This window comes from Rathayibacter sp. AY1D2, from assembly GCF_002932695.1.
Lineage (GTDB): Bacteria > Actinomycetota > Actinomycetes > Actinomycetales > Microbacteriaceae > Rathayibacter.
On the sequence record NZ_PSVX01000021.1, the window covers coordinates 1 to 18119 of the forward strand.

Consider the following 18119-nt stretch of genomic DNA (forward strand, 5'->3'; position numbering starts at 1 on the left):
GGCAAGAAGGACCTGACCTTCTCCACCTGGCTCGCCCACAAGGGCGGCACCGGCAACGTCGCCGCCGCGTTCGTCGGAGCGCCCGTCGCCTCCGGCGCCTCGTTCTCCTCCGGCTACTGGCTGCTCAACCCGAGCAACCTCTCCGGCTACACCAAGTCGGTCGTCACCAACTCGGTCAACGCGGGCGCTCCCTACAACACCGAGATCGGCGCCGGAGCGACCGGCGCCCCGACCGTCGGCGCGCGCACCCCCTCGGGCCTCTCGCTCTACACGACCGTCATCGACGGCTCGACCGGCAAGCTCACCGTGTACGTCAACGGCGCGCAGATCTCGCAGAGCACGATCGCCCGCGACGTCTCCTCGTTCGGCCCGTCGCTCGTCGCGTACATCGCGCGCTCGACCTACAACGACCCGGGCTGGAACGGCGAGATGGACGACTTCGCCGTCTACGACAGCGCCCTCAGCAGCAGCTCCGTGCAGGCGCTCTACTCCTCGCAGGCCCTCGACCGCGCCGTCGCGTCGGTCACGGTGCCCACGGAGGCGACCGCCGGCTTCACTGTGCCCACCACCGCCAGCGGCGTCGGCATCACCTGGACGTCGAACAGCGCGGCCGTGGCCATCACCGGCGGCACCGCGATCGTCACGCGCCCCGCCGCGGGACAGCCGGACGCCACCGCCACCCTCACCGCCACCTACAGGGTCGGCACCGAGACCCGCTCGGTCGACTACACGGTGCGCGTCGCCGCGCAGCTGGACGACGCGACGAAGGTCCAGCGCGACCTCGCCGCGATCGCCGTCCCGAACGTCGGCGACATCCGGACGAACGTCTCGGTGCCTACCACCGGCACGCTCGGCTCGAGCATCGCCTGGAGCGTCGTCAGCCCGAGCGGAGCGACCGTCCGCGACGGCAGCACCGCCGGCACCCGCACCATCGACGTCGACCGCCCCGCGACCGGGAGCCCCGCGATCGACGTGGTCGTCCGCGCGACCGCGACCAGCGGATCCACCACCCGGACCCGCGACTTCACCCTCCGGGTGCAGCCGCTCCCCGCCGGCACCGACGACACCGAGGCGTACGTCTGGGCGTTCTTCACCGGAGAGGGCGACGGCGCCGAGCGCATCAGCCTCGCCGCCTCGAAGGGCAACGACGCGCTGAGCTGGAACACGCTGAACGGCGGCAAGCCGGTCTTCACCTCGAACCTGGGGACGATGGGCCTGCGCGACCCGTTCATCATCCGCTCGCACGAGGGCGACAAGTTCTTCATGCTCGCCACCGACCTGAAGATCGACGGCCTCCCCGGCGGCTTCGACACCGCGCAGAAGTCGGGCTCGAAGTACATCGAGGTCTGGGAGTCGACCGACCTGGTGAACTGGTCCGCCCAGCGCCACGTCAAGGTCTCCACCGACTTCGCCGGCAACACCTGGGCCCCCGAGGCGTACTGGGACGACGAGCTCCAGACCTACGTCGTGTTCTGGGCCTCGAACATGTACCCGACCACGAACACGGCCGATCGCGCCTCCGTCACCTACAACCAGATGATGTACGCGACGACCGAGGACTTCACCTCCTTCTCGGAGGCGAAGCCGTGGATCGACGTCAAGCGCGGCGCCGGCAAGGGCACCATCGACTCGACGGTCGCGAAGGACGGCGACACCTACTACCGCTTCACCAAGGACGAGGCGTCGATGACCCTCCGCGAGGAGAAGAGCACCGACCTGCTGGCCACCGTCTCGGGCTCGCTGCCCGGCACCGGCGGACCGGCGGACGAGTGGTCGCTGGTCAAGGAGAAGGTGGCCTCGGGCCTGCCCAACGGCGAGCCCGGGAAGACCTTCACCAGCGGTGAGGGCCCCAACGTCTTCCCCGCCAACGAGGGCGACGTGAACGGCCTCGACTGGTTCCTCTTCATCGACCAGCCGAACTACCACGACGGGCCGAACCACTACATCCCGTTCGGCACCGACGACCTCGCGAACGGCGACTCCTGGCAGCCGCTCGGAGCGAAGCTCCGCACGGGCCTGCCGCAGAACGCCGACGGCGGCAAGCCGCGCCACGGCACGGTCATCCCGGTGACGCGCTCCGAGTACCAGAAGATGCTCGAGGGCTACGCCCCCGGCCTGGCCGTCGCCTCGGTCGCTCCGCTGACCGCGACGACCACGGCCGGCACCGCGCCGGTCCTGCCCCGCGCCACGATCACGACCGCCGCCGGCACCACCAGCACGGTCGACGTGGCCTGGGACGCCGTCGCGCCCGCCGCCTACGCCACGGCCGGGACCTTCACGGTCTCGGGTGTCGCGCAGGACGCGTCGCGCATGCCGGTGCAGGTCACGGTCACGGTGCAGTCCTCGCTGAAGGTGAGCGCGACCGCCACGTCGCGCTGCGTCGCCGGCAAGGTCGTGCTGACGGTCGTCGGCAGGAACGGCGACACGGTGCCCATGGACGTCTCGATCAGCACCCCCGAGGGCGTGAAGACGATCGCCGGCGTGAAGCCCGGCGCCTCCGGCTCCGCCGCGTTCACGGTGCGCTCGACGCAGCTCGCCGCGGGCGAGGCGACGGTCACCGGCACGGCCACGGTCGGCGGCAAGACCGTCACGGCCACGGCCACCGCGCCGTACAGCGCGCGCAGCTGCGGCTGACGCACGGCACTCCCCGGGAGCCCGTCGCACCTCACCGGTGCGGCGGGCTCCCGTCGTCGTGCGGGGGGAGCCGGGAAACCGCCCTGACGCCGAGACGCCGCTCCCTCGGCGGCGCCTCGGCGGACGGCGCGGTGCCGCGGCGCGCGGGCGGACCCGGGACGGCCCGCCCGGCGTCATCCGGTGACGGCTGCCGGTCCGGCTTCGAGCAGGTCGCGGACGCTGCGCGGCTCGCGTCCGAGGAGGCGCCCGAGCTCGGGGCCGGTGCCCGCGAAGAAGCCGCGCTCGGCCGCCTGGTGCATCCCGAGGGTGAAGCGCACGAGGAACTCGGGCTGACCCGCCGCGACGCGCGCGGCGACCCACTCGTCGTCGCCGAGGACGCGCAGCTCGACGGGTCGCCCGCCGACCTCGGCCGCGATCCCGGCGATCTCCTCGAACGTCGGAGCCTCCGTCGCGGTCAGCGTGACCGGCCCGTCGTGCGGGCTCCCCGAGAGGAGGAGCCGGGCGGCCGCCTCCGACTCGTCCTCGCGGGCCGTCCACGAGACGCGGCCGTCGGAGGGGACCTCGATCACTCCGGTCTCCCGCCACGGTCCGAGGAACAGACCCAGGCTGTGCGCGTAGAAGCCGTTGCGGAGCGACGTCCAGGCGAGTCCGGACTCGGCGAGCAGGCGCTCGGTCGCCGCGTGGTCCCGGCCCGGGCCGAAGGGGGTGTCGGCGGCGGCGCCCTGGTGGCTCGTGTAGAGGACCCGTCCGACTCCGGCCGCGACGGCCGCCTCGACGGCGGTGCGGTGCAGGGCGACGGCGTCGGCCCGCGGATCGCTCGAGGAGACGAGGAGCAGCTGATCCGCTCCGTCGAAGGCGCCCGGGAGGGAGGCGGGGTCGGCGTAGTCGCCGACGCGCACCTCCACTCCGCGGTCCGCGAAGCGGGCGGCCTTCGAGGCGTCGCGGGCGGCGACGGCGATCCCGGAGGCGGGGACGGTGTCGAGGAGGTGGTCGACGGTGGCGCCGTTCAGAGCGCCGGTGGCACCGGTCACGATGATCATGGGGAGAGCCTTCCAATGAAGGGGTATCAGCGATACCACGACGAAGATAACCACGGAATTCCCTTGATAGCAACAATGCGCTACCGTCGATACGTGATCAGCCCCACTCCTCCGACCGACACGCGCCTGCGCATCGTCGAGGCGGCCGCCGGCCTCCTCCGCGACGAGGGCCCCGCCGCCGTCACCACGCGAGCGGTCGCCCAGGCGGCCGGGCTGCAGGCCCCGGCGATCTACCGCCTCTTCGGCGACAAGGACGGCCTGCTCGAGGCGGTCGCGGAGCACGTGCTGGCCACCTGGGTCGACTCCAAGGCGCGGACGGTCGAGGCGGCCGTCGCCGGGGGCGTCGACCCGGTCGAGGACCTGCGCGCGGGCTGGGCCGCGCAGGTGGAGTTCGGCCTGGCCAACCCCGCGCTCTTCCGCCTCCTCAGCGATCCGGGCCGCGCCTCCGGATCGCCGGCCGCCCTCTCCGGGCGGCGGGTCCTCGCCGCCCGCGTGCAGCGCGTGGCCGCCGAGGGCCGCCTCCGAGTGCCGGAGGAGCGCGCCGTCGGCCTCATCCAGGCGGCGGGCACCGGCGTGGTCACCACCCTGCTCTCCACCCCCGCCGCCGACCGCGACCCCGGTCTCGCCGACGCCGCGCTCGACAGCGTGCTCGCGGGGATCCTCACCGACCCGCCCTCCCCCGGCGACGGCGGGCGGCTCACCGCCCTCGTCGGCGCCCGGGCCCTCGCACCGGAGCTCGCCGGCCTCACGCCCGCGGAGCGCCTGCTGCTCGCGGACTGGCTCGACCGCGCCCTCGCGGCGGCCGCGCAGGAGTGACGGGCACGCAGGAGTGACGGCCGAGCAGGAGTGACGGCCGCGCTTCCACCACAGGAGTGACGAGCGCCGTCCCGCCGCGGGGACGACTGCGCCTCCGTCCCGCAGAGGCGCGGGCTTCGCGGCTAGGCGCGCCTGCCGTCGGGCGGGAGGATCGACGCCTGGATGAGCGGCACGGGGAAAGGAGGGCATGTTGAAGCTGTGGAGCGCGTCGAACGCGTTCCTCCACCTCGGCAGCGTCAAGGAGTACGACTTCCTGCAGAACGTCTCCGAGCTCGTCGGTGACTACGACCGTGAAACGACCTCCGCCAGCTACAACAAGGGCGTCCGCTCGACCTCGACCGCCTTGAAGCGCGAACGGATCCTGACCGTGGACGAGCTCGGAGCGATGCCCCGCGGCCGCGCCGTAATGCTCTCCACCGGATCGAGGGCCGCGCTGCTGCGCACCGTTCCCTGGTACGAGGGCACGAAGGAGAAGGTCGCAGCGATCAAAGCCTCCATCGCCGCCCACGACCCCGCGACCGCGCCGGTACGCGGCGCCGAGCCGGCTCCTGTCGTAGCGACGGCCGCGCAGCCGGTCGTGACCAGCGCCGAGCCGGTCGTGGCGAGCGTCGAACCGGCTCCGGCGATCGACCTCGCCGCCTCCATGCGGGCTCTGATGGAGAACGAGGACGCCAAGCGGACGGAGGCGCAGCGTGACTGACGACGATCCCCTCGCGGGCGGAGACGTGCAAGAGGCTGCGGGCCTCTCAGCCGCAGTCGACGGAGAGGGCGACACCGCGGCCGCATCGATGCTCGGCGCGTTCGACGTCGACGCGATCGCCGCGCGAGAAGTCTCGGACGTCATCACCGGGATCATCGCCGGGATGACGAAGGAAGCCTTGGAACGAGCACTGACGCCCGAGCGGGTCGAGCTGATGCAGGCCCGCGCCGAAGCGGCCGTGCAGCGCTCGTTCGAAGAGGACTCCGCCCCGACCCTCGTCTACGGATCCGCGGACGAGTGGCTGCGGAAGTACTGGCGCTACACGTACCGCCGCCGCGTCTCCGCCAAAGGTCAGGGAACCGGACGCTGGCGCGCCGACTGGTGGACCGTCGATGAGGCCGCGCAACGCATCGAAGCGCTCTGGCGCAGCTGGGAAGCATCCCGCCTCGACGCAGGACTCGGGATCAGCGCCTGGTGGATCAACCACGCCGAACCACACATGGCCGCCCTGCTATCCACAGACGGACCGTTCACGGGAGCGACAGACGAGAACCTGCCGGGCGAACCGTTGCCTTGCAGGACCCCGCCCGTCGGAATGTTCGACACCGATATTCAGATCTAGTAGAAGCGGTTCCAGCCCCTCCCCGAAGGGCATCGATCTTGGCAATCTGCTCACTTCCGGGCCGGTTCCGGCGCGGGGTGAGCGGGCGCGGCCTGCGCGACGTATCGGAGGCTCACGGCTACCGGACCAGCCACCTCGACATGCATGCGAAGGTGCTGCTCTCCATACGGATCCGTTCGCGACGTCACCGGCCAGTCCTCGCGCCGGGTCGCTGCGCCGGTGGGGCGTCGGTCAGTGGACGGGGCACGCCGAGCGGTGTGCGCTCGGAGACGTGTTCTCGGGCGCGGACCGGCTCGTCGCTGACGAATGTGCTTGTGCTACGCGCTGCGGCGGGAGATGAGCGAGTGCTCGACGACGATCTCGCTCGGGTGCGCCGGAGGGCCGTTCCGGATGCGCTGAGCGAGGAGGTCGACGGCCGTCTTGGCGATCTGGCGGCTGCCGGGATCGATCGTGGTGAGGGCGGGTATCGCGTAGGCGGCGGCGGTGACGTTGTCGAAGCCGACGACCGCGATGTCCTCCGGTACGCGGATGCCGCGAACGTGCAGTGCGTGCAGTGCCCCGAAGGCCAGGGTGTCGTTGAAGCAGAAGACGGCGTCCAGAGGGACGCGGGAGTCGAGCAGCTGCGTCATCGCGACGGCGCCGTCGGCGTGGTGCCACTCGGTGGCGACCGCGACGAGGGCGGGGTCGAACGGGATCGCGTTCGCCTCGAGGGCACCGCGGTATCCGTCCAAGCGGAGTGCTGCGGCGCTGACGGATCCGCCGGCGGGGTTGCTGCCGATCGCGGCGATGCGCCGGTGTTGGCGGTCGATCAGGTACTGCGTGGCGGTGGCCGCGGCGGCTGTGTTCGCCATGGTCACGTGATCGACCGGGCCGTCGAAGATCCTGTCGCCCAGGAGAACGAGTGGGCGGTCCCCGACGAGTACTTTCTCGTCTCCGGGGCCGAGTGCGTGAGGCTGGAAGATCAGTCCGTCCGACAGCTGGCGGCTGGAGCCGGAGAGGACGGCGATCTCGGCGTCTCGGCGCGCTCCGGTCTGCTGGATGATCACGGTCCAGCCGTGCCGCTCGGCCTCCGACATGATGACCGTCGCGAGCTGGCCGAAGTACTCGATCGCGAGATCCGGGATCGCGAGGGTGATGAGCCCGGTCTGGCCGGTGCGCAGTCCGCGCGCGGAGACGTTGAGTTGGTATCCGAGATCGCGGACTGCCTTGAGGACGAGATCGCGGGTCTCGGGTCTGACGTTGGCGTTGCCGCTGAGCACGTTGGAGACCGTGCGAGCGGTGACGCCTGCAGCAGCGCCGACATCGGCCATGGTCACCGGGCGGGTTCGCGATCGCGGCATCGGCATTATTCCTCCCATGAGCGTTCCCCGATCATCCCAGGTCGACGGTCGGCGAGAGGCGCACGGTCACCCAGGCGATGGCGGGGATCCGGAACGAGAGGACGCCGTCGGACAGCGCAACGGCGAGGAGTCGCGGAGTGACGGTGTCGGGGAGCTCCGCCGAGTTCGTCGCGAACGGGTCCTCGTGTCGGAGGATCAGCGCCTCCGTCACGGTGAGGGCGGGGAACGCGGTGAGGTCGACCGTGGTCTCCGTGACGCCGTCGGTCGCGCGGTTGACGATCATCAGGTCGAGGGAGCCGTCGGCGTGTGCCGCTGCGGCGAAGGCGAGGACGGGAGCGGAGTCCTCGCCCTCTCCCGTGCTGTCCGCCTCGACGACGGTCCGGAGCGCGGTCGCGCCGGCGGAACGCCGTGCCTGGGCGAACGGCCAGAAGGTGCTCTGCCGCCAGGCGGGGCCGTCCGGCTCGGTCATGATCGGACCGATGACGTTCACCAGCTGAGCCATGCTCGCTGCACGGACGATGTCGGCTCTGTTGATCATGCTGATGAGCATGTCGCCCACGACGACGGCGTCCGCTGCCGTGTAGCGGTCCTCGAGGAGTCGGGGCGCCTCCTCCCATTCGAGCCCTCCGGCGACGCGCTCGTCGTGGGCGACGAAGTCCCACACGTTCCACTCGTCGAAGGAGATGGCGATCGGACGCTCTGATCGCGTCTGTGCGCGCACCTGTCCGATCGTGTCGGCGATGGCGGTGATGAAGCGATCCATCGCGACGCCGGAGGCGAGGAACGCGGCCAGGTCGCCGTCGTAGCGGAAGTACTGGTGGCAGGACACGAAGTCGACGTGCTCGATCGTGTGCAGCAGTACCTCCTGCTCCCAGGCTCCGAAGGTGGCCATCCGGTCGTTCGAGCTGCCGCAGACGATCAGTTCGAGGCAGGGGTCGAGTGCGCGCATGGCGGCGGCGGTGCGGGCGGCGAGACGCCCGTACTCGTCGGCGCTCAGGTGGCCGATCTGCCACGGCCCGTCCATCTCGTTGCCGATGCACCAGAGACGGATGCCGTGCGCCTCGTCGGCGCCGTTCGCGCGCCGCTCGTCCGAGAGAGTGGTGCCGCCGGGGTGGTTCGCGTACTCCAGCAGGTGCAGGGCCGAGCGGATTCCGTCGGTCCCGAGGTTCAGCGCCATCATCGGCTCGACGCGTGCCGCCCGGCACCAGCGGACGAACTCGTCGACCCCGAAGCGGTTCGGCTCGACGGTGTGCCAGGCAGGATCGAGCCGGACGGGACGGTCCTCGACCGGACCGATGCCGTCGCGCCAGTCGTACGCCGAGACGAAGTTACCGCCCGGGTAGCGGACGGTCGTGACCCCGAGCTCCTCGACGAGCGCGAGGACGTCGGTGCGGAATCCGTCGGCGTCGGCACTCTCGTGCGAAGGATCGAGCAGGCCGCCGTACACGCCTCGGCCCAGGTGCTCCACGAACGATCCGAAGAGCCGCGGATCGATCGTCCCGACCGTGAAGGCGGGGTGCACGATGCCGTGCGCTCGGTGGACGGGGTGCGAGGTCATGGCCATTCCGTTTCATCGATGAACTGGTGCGCACAGTATGCACGCCTCGACCAGCACACCGCGATCCGAAAGGGATGGTGTCGAATGTTGACGGGGTCGGCCCGGCGGCTCTACTATCGCCGACAGCGGTCCTCGATTTCATCGATGAAATGCCTGCACCAGGTGGCCGAGTCAATGAAGACAGTGAAAGCGAGGCACGTCGTGAGGCGTCACAGCACCCGGATCAGCATCGTCGCAGCGGTCACAGCCGCGACTGCGGCCCTTCTTCTCAGCGGCTGCACGCCGTCGTCCGCGGGAGGCGCCTCGGCCGGGAACGGCGGCGACACCTTGACCGTCTGGCACTACTACTCCGTCGACGGCCAGACCGCCGGACTCGAGGAGCTCGCGTCGGACTTCGAAACGACGCACGAGGGGGTCGCGGTCGAGAACGTCTACGTTCCGTTCGACCAGCTGACGAACAAGCTCGTGCAGGCCGCGGGAACGGGCACCGGCCCCGATGTGGTCGTCTACAACGCCGCCGATACCTTCACCCTCACCGAGGCGAAGGCCATCGAGCCGATGAACGAGTGGTGGGACCAGTACGCCGACGCCGGGCAGTTCCCCGACGCCGTCGTGCAGAAGGTCGGCGACGACGTCATGGGCGTGCAGGGCTTCGTGAACCTGATCGGCCTCTGGTACAACCAGGACATCCTCACCGAGCTGGGTGTCGAGGCTCCCACCACGTTCGAGGAGCTCGAGGCGGATCTCGCCTCGGCCACGGCCGCCGGCAAGGACGGCATCACGCTGACCGGCAAGGCGAACTCCGAGGGCGAGTGGCAGGCGTTCCCGTGGCTCTCGCGTGCCGGGTGGGACTACGCCGCACCCGAGCAGCAGCCTCTGCAGGACGCGTTCGCGATGGTGCAGGACTGGACCGCGAAGGGCTACCTGACCAAGGAGGCGGCGACGTGGGACCAGACGGTCCCTTTCCAGCAGTTCGCCGCGGGGAACACGGCCTTCGCCGTCAACGGCAACTGGCAGATCACCTCGGCCGAGAAGGACGCCGCGTTCGAGTACGGGGTCGTGCCGATCCCCGTCGGTGAGGGCGGCTCGGTCTACCTCGGCGGTGAGGTGCAGAACGTGGGCGCCTTCTCCGAGAACAAGGCGCTCGCGCAGGAGTACCTCGAGCAGGAGTTCTTCTCGAAGCAGGGGCAGCTGACGCTGCTCGACGCCTTCGGCTCGATCCCCGCCCGTGCCGATGCAGCTGCCGACGACAAGGTCGGCAGCGACCCGATCCTTTCCCAGTTCGCGGCGATCCTCCAGGACGACGGCCACACCTCGCCTGACCCGGCGATCCCGTCCGAGAACGTCGCGAAGGTGCTGCAGACCGTCGGTGAGTCCTGGAGCGCGGCGGTCGCCGGCAGCGGGACCCCCGAGCAGCTCTCGAGCGACCTGATGACGACCCTGACGCCGCTGCTCCAGCAGTAGCAGACCCCGACGAGAGAATGGAGCGACCGTGAGCAGCACCTCGACCACGACCCGGAGACGATCCGGCGTCGGCGGCGGCCGACTGGGCTTCGCCGCACCGGGAGGAGTGCTGCTCGCGGCGCTGTCGCTCTACCCCATCTACCTGCTGATGAGGATGAGCGTCAGCGAGGTCAGCTCCGGAACCCTCAACGGGGACTGGCCGTTCGTCGGCGTCCAGAACTTCCTCGCGCTGCTCGAGGGCTCCGACCTCGGCGGCGCCACGCTGCGCACCGGGGCCTTCGTGGTCCTGGTCACGGTCGTCGGGGTCGTCGGAGGACTCGGAGCGGCGATCGCCCTCCGGTCCTCCCGACTGGGCAGTGCCTTCCTCCTCGGGATGATGGTGTTCATCTGGGCCATGCCGCCCGTGGTGAACGGCAGCATCTGGAAGTTCCTCCTCGCCGATCAGGGTCTGGTCAACACGCTCGTGCGGGCGACCGGCCTCTCGGCGGAGGGCGTCCCCTTCCTCTACGACGCGAGGTTCGCGCTGCTTTCGGTCGCGATTGTGAACGCCTGGGCCGTCATCCCCTTCAATGCGCTGGTCTTCCGGTCGGCTCTGCTGGGCATCGACCCCGAGATCCTCGAGGCGGCCTCGGTCGACGGCGCGAGCCGCTGGCAGGAGATCCGGAGCATCCTCATCCCCGCGGCGCGGCCGACCGCCGTCATCCTGGCGATCCTGACCGTCGTCTACGCCTTCCGCAGCTTCGACTTCATCTACGTGATGACCGCCGGCGGCCCCGGAGACGCGACGTCCACGCTGCCCTACCTCAGCTACTCCCAGGCCTTCGTCCAGCACGACTACGGACTTGGTTCCGCGACGGGCATCATCGCCCTCGCCATCGTGGCGGTCCTCGCCGTCGTCTACGTCCGATCGACCAGGAGCGAGTCCTGATGAGCACCCTCACCGCCCCCCTGACCCGCCTGCGAGGCGGCGCTGCGACCCGCGTCGCGCGACCGTCCCGCACCCGGGAGCCGGTCGCCTTCACCGTACGCGTGGTGCTCTACGTCCTGTACGGGCTGCCCCTTGTCTGGATCGTGCTCACCTCCCTCAAGCGCCAGGGCGACGTCGTCGGCGGAGCGATCCTCTCGGCGCCCTCCTTCGACGCCTATGCGGAGGCGCTCGCGAACCCCGCCCTCGCGACGGCGCTCGCCCAGTCGGCGCAGATCGCCCTCGGGACCACTGCACTGGTGCTCGCGCTCGGCGTCCCGTTCGCCTACGCGCTGCGCCGCGTCGACGGCGTCGTCGCCGGTCTCGTCCTCGGGCTGCTGATCTTCCTGCAGATGGTGCCGCAGACGGCGAGCATCATCCCTCTGTTCGCGATCTTCAGCAGGCTCGGTCTTCTGGACACCACCGCCGGTCTCGTCCTCGCCGATACGGCGATGTTGCTGCCGTGGGCCGTGCTGCTGCTGCGACCGTTCTTCGCCGCGGTGCCCGACGCCATCGAAGAGGCCGCCTCCATCGACGGGGCCGGTCGGCTGCGCACCTTCTTCGCCGTCGTCGTCCCGATCGTTCGAAACGGCATGGCGACGGTCGGCTCGCTGATCTTCCTCGTCGCCTGGGGTGAGTTCCTCTTCGCGATCAACCTCTTCCTCTCTCCGGTCAACTACCCGATCAGCGCTCTCATCGCGCAGCAGACGTCGGGGTACGGGATCGACTGGCCCGGGCTGATGGCTCTCGCGGTCATCTCCTCGCTGCCGCTGCTGGCCGTCTACGTGCTGTCGTTCCGGCTGCTGCGTGAGGGCCTCGCCGTCGGCAGCGTCAAGTAGCAGTCGTCCTTCCTCTCGTCCCGCGCCACTCGTGAAAGATCCCGTCATGACCTTCTCCCCAGCCCTGCCCGTTGACCCGGCCGCCGGGACCCTGACACCCCTCGCCATCGACCGGGTCCAGCTGGACCCGGAGGGGTTCTGGGGACGTCGGGTCGCCGTCAACGCGACCGCCACCTTCGAGCACAACCTCGGCTGGCTGGAGCGCGCCGGATGGCTCCGGAACTTCGACCTCGCCGTCGAGGGCGGACTCGCCGTAGGCCGTCAGGGACGCGAGTTCGCCGACTCCGAGGTCTACAAGACCCTCGAAGGGCTCTGCTGGCACACCGCCGGACGTGAGGACCCGGAGACCGAATCGATCATCCGCGCTCTCACCGCCCGCATCGTCAGTGCGCAGGAGAGCGACGGCTATCTCGGCACCCGCTTCGGCCGGCACGGTCAGGCTGAGCGTTACAGCGACCTCGAGTGGGGCCATGAGCTGTACAACGCCGGACACCTCCTCCAGGCCGCGGTCGCGCGACTGCGCACCCACGGTGAGGACGGGTTCACGCAGGCCGCGCGCCGTCTCGCCGACCACATCTGCTCGGAGTTCGGGGCGGACGGCCGCCAGACGGTCTGCGGACATCCGGAGATCGAGGTCGCGCTCACGGAGTTCGCCCGCGCCACGGGGGAGGAGCGCTACCTCGAGCAAGCCCGCGTGTTCTTGGACCGCCGCGGTCACCAGAGCCTGGAAGACGTCGAATTCGGTCGCGCCTACTTCCAGGACGACGTCCCGATCCGCGAGGCCAAGGTCCTCCGCGGACACGCGGTGCGCGCCCTCTACCTCACGTCCGCGGTGGTCGACGTCGCCGTGGACACTGATGACGCCGAGCTGCTCGCGATCGTCGAGCGGCAGTGGGAGGCCACAGTCGCACGCCGGACCTACATCACCGGTGGAATGGGCTCGCATCACCAGGACGAGGCGTTCGGCGCCGACTTCGAGCTACCCAACGACCGCGCGTACTGCGAGACCTGCGCCGGCGTGGGCTCGATCATGCTCTCGTGGAGGTTGCTGCTCGCCACCGGCCGCCCGCGCTACGCGGACCTGATCGAACGCACTCTGCACAACATCATCGCCACCGCCGTGTCCGAGGACGGCCGCTCCTTCTTCTACGCGAACACCCTCCACCGGCGCGAGCCGGGCGTCGCGTCCTCCCCGGAGGAGCAGTCCAAGCGCGCGGACTCCAGTCAGCGGGCGGCGTGGTTCGACGTCGCCTGCTGCCCCAACAACCTCGCCCGCACCTTCGCCTCGCTGTCCGGCTACCTCGCCACCACCGATGCGAAGGGTGTGCAGCTGCACCAGTACGCGTCCGCCACGATCTCCGCCGCTCTCCTCCAGGGAGACGTCTCGATGGAGGTCTCCAGCGACCTGCCGGAGCGGGGGCGAGTCGCCGTGACCATCACGCGCACACCCGTCGAGCCGTGGACTCTGACGCTGCGGATCCCGACCTGGGCGACGAACGCGGACGTCGTCGTCGTCTCCGCCGACGGGGATGCTGCCGAGACGCCGACCGGACCGTTCCACGGCACGCTCCACCTCGAACGGCGTTTCCGCGTCGGCGACCGGATCGAACTCGACCTCCCCTTCGAACCCGTCCTCGTGCAGCCCGACGAGAGGATCGATGCCACCCGCGGCACCGTCGCCGTCCAGCACGGACCGGACATCCTCTGCCTCGAGTCCGTCGACCTCCCCGCCGGCGCCCACGTCGACGACATCGCCCTGGACGCCGGAGCGGTCCCGATCGCGCGAGAGGGGCGTGTGACTCTCGCCGGCAGCGTCGCCGAACGCGACGAGCACGAATGGCCCTTCTCCAGAATCCCTCGAACCCCGCACCGACGGCCGTTGACCGTGGCGCTCACCCCGTACCGGTCGTGGGGATCCCGAGGTCCCGTGTCGATGCGCATCTGGCTTCCCGTGAACCACTCCTGATTCCCGGGCGAGCTCCCACCGCCGGGCGGATCCTCGCTCCTCTGCGGCGGCCGCCGGTCACCGTATCCGCACTTCGACGAAGAAGGTAGGACATGTCCCTCCTCTCACGCAGAGCCTCTCGGCTGCTCGCGGCACTCACGATCAGCGTCATCGCCGCAGCAGGATCGGTGGTGGTCGGCCAGACCGCCGACGCCGCCACCAGCTACCCCTACACGCTCGCCTCCGACAAGATCCGCGCGAGCTTCGCCGCGGACGGGTCGATGCAGTCGCTCAAGATCGTCGGCGACCTACACGACACCGAATACCTGATGAACCCGGACAGCGCTCCGGAGCAGGCCCGCGAGACGAACAGCAAGTACCGCCAGTGGTTCGGGAACCTGATGTTCTCCTACGCGAACGGCACGGGAGCAGTGTCGACCACCGGTGTCGGCGCGAACCCCTGGAAGACCGCGTGGACCTCCCAGTCGGCCGACGGCCGCACCGTCTCGGCGACGTCGAGCAGTGTGACGGTCACCCACCAGAACTCCACCAACGCGGAAGGCGTGAAGGGCTTCACCGTCACCGAGACGTACTCTCTCGCCTCCGACGGCTCCCTGGTCTGGAAGCAGGACGTCAAGAACACCGCGGCCACGCAGCTCGTCATCGGCGACTGGGGTGTCCCCGTTCCCGGCAACGAGCTATGGAGGCAGGGCGACTCGATCTACGAGACCCGGGTCCTCACACACTCCTACGTGGGTAAGAACGGCTCCTACGTCACTCTCGAGCGTCCCAGCGGCCAGGGCCCGTTCATCGCCATGACCGCCGACACCGCATCCGGCTCCGGCTTCGAGTACCAGGACCGCTGGCGCACCGAGGAAGTCGGCAACACCTCCTGGGCCTGGAACTCGGCGAACGAGAGCTCGAACATCAAGGGCCTCAACATCTACTACCCGCACTCCACCGCGATCCAGAAGACCAACCGCGGCTACCTCAGCTCCACCAGTGTCGCCATCGCGCCGGGCGCGACGAAGAGCTACACCTATCGCATCGGCAAGGTCGATGACGACGCAGCACTCAAGCAGACGATGTTCGATCGAGGGCTGCTCGACACCACGGTCGTCCCCGGACTCATCGTGCCCATCGACCGGCGCGCAGAGATGGCGTTCCGGATCAAGGGCACCATCACGTCAGTCACCGCGCGCAACCGCAACGACCTCAAGGGGTCAGCGCCCACGAACCCCGTCGTGACGTTCTCCCGGAGCAACGGCGACTACCGGATCTACGGGATGACCTTCGACCGCACGCAGCTGGGCGCCAACGACGTCACCGTCTCGTACACGGACCAGACCGGCGCCGCGCGGCAGTCCGTCCTCCAGTTCTCCGTGATCGACAGTGTCGCGGGACTCCTCGACACGCATGCGAAGTTCATGGTCGAGAAGACCCAGTGGAAGCCGTCCGACGGACTCTCCGCGAGCGACATCCGCAACTACACCTTCGACGACTGGATGATGAACGCCCCCGACGGCAGCCTCGCCACCACGACGAACGCCCCTCAGGGCCGCCGCAACGAGTACGCCGGCTACTACGGGCTCGGCGACGACTGGGGACTCCCGCACGGCCAGTTCCTCGCGGAGAAGCTCGTCGCCCTGCCCGACGCCACCCAGATCAAGGCCCTCGACGACTACCTCCAGAAGGCCGTCTGGGAGAACCTGATGGGGAACACGTCGCCCAGCGCCGCGCCGAAGTACACCGTCTACGACTTCTGGGAGCAGGGGAAGCCCGGCAGCCTGAACACCACGCCCGGCTACCGCGGCTACGCCTACCCGCACGTCTACAACACGTTCTTCGGCATGTACAACATCGCCAAGCAGAACCCCTCCGCGATCGCCTACGCCCACCCCGCTCAGTGGTACCTGACGACGGCCTACGGGATCTTCAAGGAGCTCTACGAGGGACCCGTCGCCTACAACTGGGAGACCGGACTCATGGGTGAGCTCTCGACACCCGATCTCATCGCCGCATTGCGCGCCGAGGGACTGGACACGCAGGCCAACGACATCGAAGCGAAGATGGCGATCAAGTACGCCAACTTCTCCTCCAACGCCTACCCCTACGGCTCCGAGTACAGCTACGACAACACGGGGGAGGAGGCGGTCTACACCCTCGCCAAGCTCAACGTGAACGACGACAAGACGAACGCCCTGCGCGTCATGCGCGACATCGTCGCCAAGACGGAGGCCGCCCGCGGACGCATGCCCGTCTGGTACTGGTACTCCGACCCCACCACCATCACGGGCGAGAACTGGTGGCAGTTCCAGTACAGCGCCTCCCTCGCCGGCTACACGATGGACGACTACATCAACCACACCGCAGCACTCGAGACCGGAACCACGGCCATCACCGCCGCGCGCCGCGCCGAGCTGCAGCGCCTGAACTACGCCGGCAAGGTCGCAGGACTCGCGACCATCAACTCCGGCCAGATCAGCAACGCGCCGGCCAACATCGGAGCCGCATCGTGGTCGTACCAGGCCGAGCGCGGCAACCTCGGCACCCTCGGGGTCGGCGGAGGCGCGAACGTCAAGCTGAACAACGGCTGGCGGGGCATGACCGGCGAGAGCGATCTCGGACTGTGGGGCACCCTGCAGACCCTCAGCGCCGACGTCGTCACCGATGACCCGATCTTCGGAGTCGTCGGATACGGAGCGGACGTCTCGCGGGACGCCTACTCCACCACCGTCATCCCGAAGGACGGCCTGCAGCGCCGCCTCAACCTGGTGACCCAGCAGCTGTCGGTCGACCTCGAGAACGACGCCTACTCGCAGGCGATCGTCGGCTCGAACAGCGCCGACCTGCGCCTGGACATGCTCAACCGCACCGGCACCGCACACTCCGGCATCGCGGAGGTCAGCGGCCTCGCGCAGGGCAGCTACGCGGTCATCGTGAACGGCGTGCGCCAGCGCACCGTCAACGTCTACCGGCCCGCCTCTCTCGCGGGAACGCTTCCCGCGCCGGTCCGCGTCCCGTTCGATGCGCCCGCCGGCAGCACGTACATCGTCCACCTGGTCTCGACCGCCCCGGGCGCGAATGCGGCGCCGACCGTCAACGCCGGACCCGACCAGGCCGGGCTGTCCCTCGGACTCGATCCGATCCAGCTCAGCGGATCCGCCTCCGACGACGGACTCGGCTCGCCGAACGGAACCCTGACGACGCAGTGGAGCGTGCAGTCTGCTCCTGCCGGTGCCACCGCGACCTTCGCGTCGCCGACTGCTCGCCGCACGTCTGCGTCGGTGAGTACCGCCGGCAGCTACGTGTTCGCACTCCGGGCAAGCGACGGCGTCCTTGCGACCACCGACACGGTGTCCGTGACCGTTCAAGCCCTGCAGCCGCTCCCGGCCGACTGGGTGACCTACACCTTCGACTCATCGTCGAACGGCACCGTCCCCGACGCCTCCGGCAACGGCAACGCGCTCGCGCTCAAGGGGACGGCGGCAACCGCCACCGACGGCACGGCGAGCGTGCTGCGGCTGAACGGAAGCGACGGGGCCTTCGCCCAGCTGCCGTCGGACATCCTGTCACGCTCGAAGGACCTGACCATCTCGATGAGGGTGAAGGTCGATTCGATCTCCACCTTCAGCCGGCTGTTCGACTTCGGCAGCAGCACCCAGAAGTACGTGTTCCTCACGCCGAAGTCGACTGACGGGAAGCTAGGGCTCGCCCTCACGACCTCCGGTAATGGAGCGGAGACACGGATCTCGACGAACTTCACGATGCCCGCTGGGCAGTGGACCGACATCAAGGTGACCTTCAAGGCGAATACGAACGGCACGACGACGGGAACGATCTTCGCCAACGGAGTGCAGGTCGGGCAGAACACCGCCATGCCGCTCGCTCCGAAGGACCTAGGCCGCACCAGCGGCAACTTCCTCGGCAAGTCACAGTTCCCCGACCCGTACCTCGCCGGCAGCTTCGACAGCTTCGAGATCGACGGAGTCGTGCGCTAACGACACCCGAAAGACCAGCGCTGAACCGCTCGTCGCCCCCTCCTCACGCGGCGACGAGCGGTTCAGCACCTCTTCCCGCGCACAACTTCTGCGCATCAGCCCTCGCCCGCTGGCGCCACCGAGGGGCGAGCTGGTTGAGGTTGCTCGAGACGTACCCGATCGTGCTGCGGATGTTCGTCAGATCCGCGGCAACTGA

The 18119-nt window shown here is 69.5% G+C and carries 12 protein-coding genes; 9 read left to right on the forward strand and 3 right to left on the reverse strand.

The annotated features are described in order from the left end of the window. On the forward strand, positions 1-2634 hold a 2634-nt coding region (locus tag C5D04_RS07230), incomplete at its 5' end, for an immunoglobulin-like domain-containing protein (RefSeq protein ID WP_104347479.1). A 173-nt stretch (positions 2635-2807) separates the two neighbouring features. Here the strand turns inward: C5D04_RS07230 and C5D04_RS07235 are convergent. Then, positions 2808-3674: an NAD(P)H-binding protein gene (locus C5D04_RS07235; RefSeq protein WP_104347480.1), complete on the reverse strand. Its 867-nt coding sequence runs from the start codon at positions 3672-3674 to the stop codon at positions 2808-2810. A 93-nt stretch (positions 3675-3767) separates the two neighbouring features. On the opposite strand from C5D04_RS07235, the gene C5D04_RS07240 reads away from it, so the two are divergent. From C5D04_RS07240 to C5D04_RS07250, 3 genes are all read left to right on the forward strand, one after another. Then, positions 3768-4490, forward strand: a complete 723-nt coding sequence (locus tag C5D04_RS07240) for a TetR/AcrR family transcriptional regulator (RefSeq protein WP_219815012.1) — start codon at positions 3768-3770, stop codon at positions 4488-4490. Between the two features lie 187 nt (positions 4491-4677). Beyond that, a complete protein-coding gene (locus C5D04_RS07245) occupies positions 4678-5190 on the forward strand; it encodes a TraM recognition domain-containing protein (RefSeq protein WP_104347482.1) in 513 nt (170 codons plus the stop codon). Further along, positions 5183-5812 carry a DUF4913 domain-containing protein gene (locus tag C5D04_RS07250; protein WP_104347483.1) on the forward strand — a complete coding sequence of 210 codons (630 nt, stop codon included), beginning with the start codon at positions 5183-5185 and terminating at the stop codon, positions 5810-5812. The genes C5D04_RS07245 and C5D04_RS07250 overlap by 8 nt, the downstream gene beginning before the upstream one ends. A gap of 317 nt (positions 5813-6129) precedes the next feature. Here C5D04_RS07250 and C5D04_RS07255 read toward each other — a convergent pair whose 3' ends face one another. Both C5D04_RS07255 and C5D04_RS07260 read right to left on the reverse strand, forming a co-directional pair. Further along, positions 6130-7152 (reverse strand): LacI family DNA-binding transcriptional regulator, encoded by a 1023-nt coding sequence (locus tag C5D04_RS07255; RefSeq protein ID WP_104224058.1) that lies wholly within the window; start codon positions 7150-7152, stop codon positions 6130-6132. 31 nt (positions 7153-7183) lie between these two features. Further along, positions 7184-8710: an alpha-N-arabinofuranosidase gene (locus C5D04_RS07260; RefSeq protein ID WP_104291970.1), complete on the reverse strand. Its 1527-nt coding sequence runs from the start codon at positions 8708-8710 to the stop codon at positions 7184-7186. A gap of 201 nt (positions 8711-8911) precedes the next feature. Here C5D04_RS07260 and C5D04_RS07265 point away from each other — a divergent pair, with 201 nt between their 5' ends. From C5D04_RS07265 to C5D04_RS07285, 5 genes are all read left to right on the forward strand, one after another. Next, a complete protein-coding gene (locus tag C5D04_RS07265; RefSeq protein ID WP_181137681.1) occupies positions 8912-10174 on the forward strand; it encodes an extracellular solute-binding protein in 1263 nt (420 codons plus the stop codon). A 28-nt stretch (positions 10175-10202) separates the two neighbouring features. After that, positions 10203-11102 carry a carbohydrate ABC transporter permease gene (locus C5D04_RS07270; protein WP_104269559.1) on the forward strand — a complete coding sequence of 300 codons (900 nt, stop codon included), beginning with the start codon at positions 10203-10205 and terminating at the stop codon, positions 11100-11102. Then, positions 11102-11977, forward strand: coding sequence for a carbohydrate ABC transporter permease (locus C5D04_RS07275; RefSeq protein WP_104224039.1), 876 nt, complete (start codon positions 11102-11104; stop codon positions 11975-11977). The genes C5D04_RS07270 and C5D04_RS07275 overlap by 1 nt, the downstream gene beginning before the upstream one ends. A 46-nt stretch (positions 11978-12023) precedes the next feature. Continuing rightward, positions 12024-13943 carry a glycoside hydrolase family 127 protein gene (locus C5D04_RS07280; protein ID WP_104347485.1) on the forward strand — a complete coding sequence of 640 codons (1920 nt, stop codon included), beginning with the start codon at positions 12024-12026 and terminating at the stop codon, positions 13941-13943. Between the two features lie 92 nt (positions 13944-14035). Continuing rightward, on the forward strand, positions 14036-17923 hold the full coding sequence (locus tag C5D04_RS07285; RefSeq protein ID WP_104347486.1) for a DUF5695 domain-containing protein: 3888 nt from the start codon (positions 14036-14038) through the stop codon (positions 17921-17923). Positions 17924-18119: the final 196 nt, after the last annotated feature.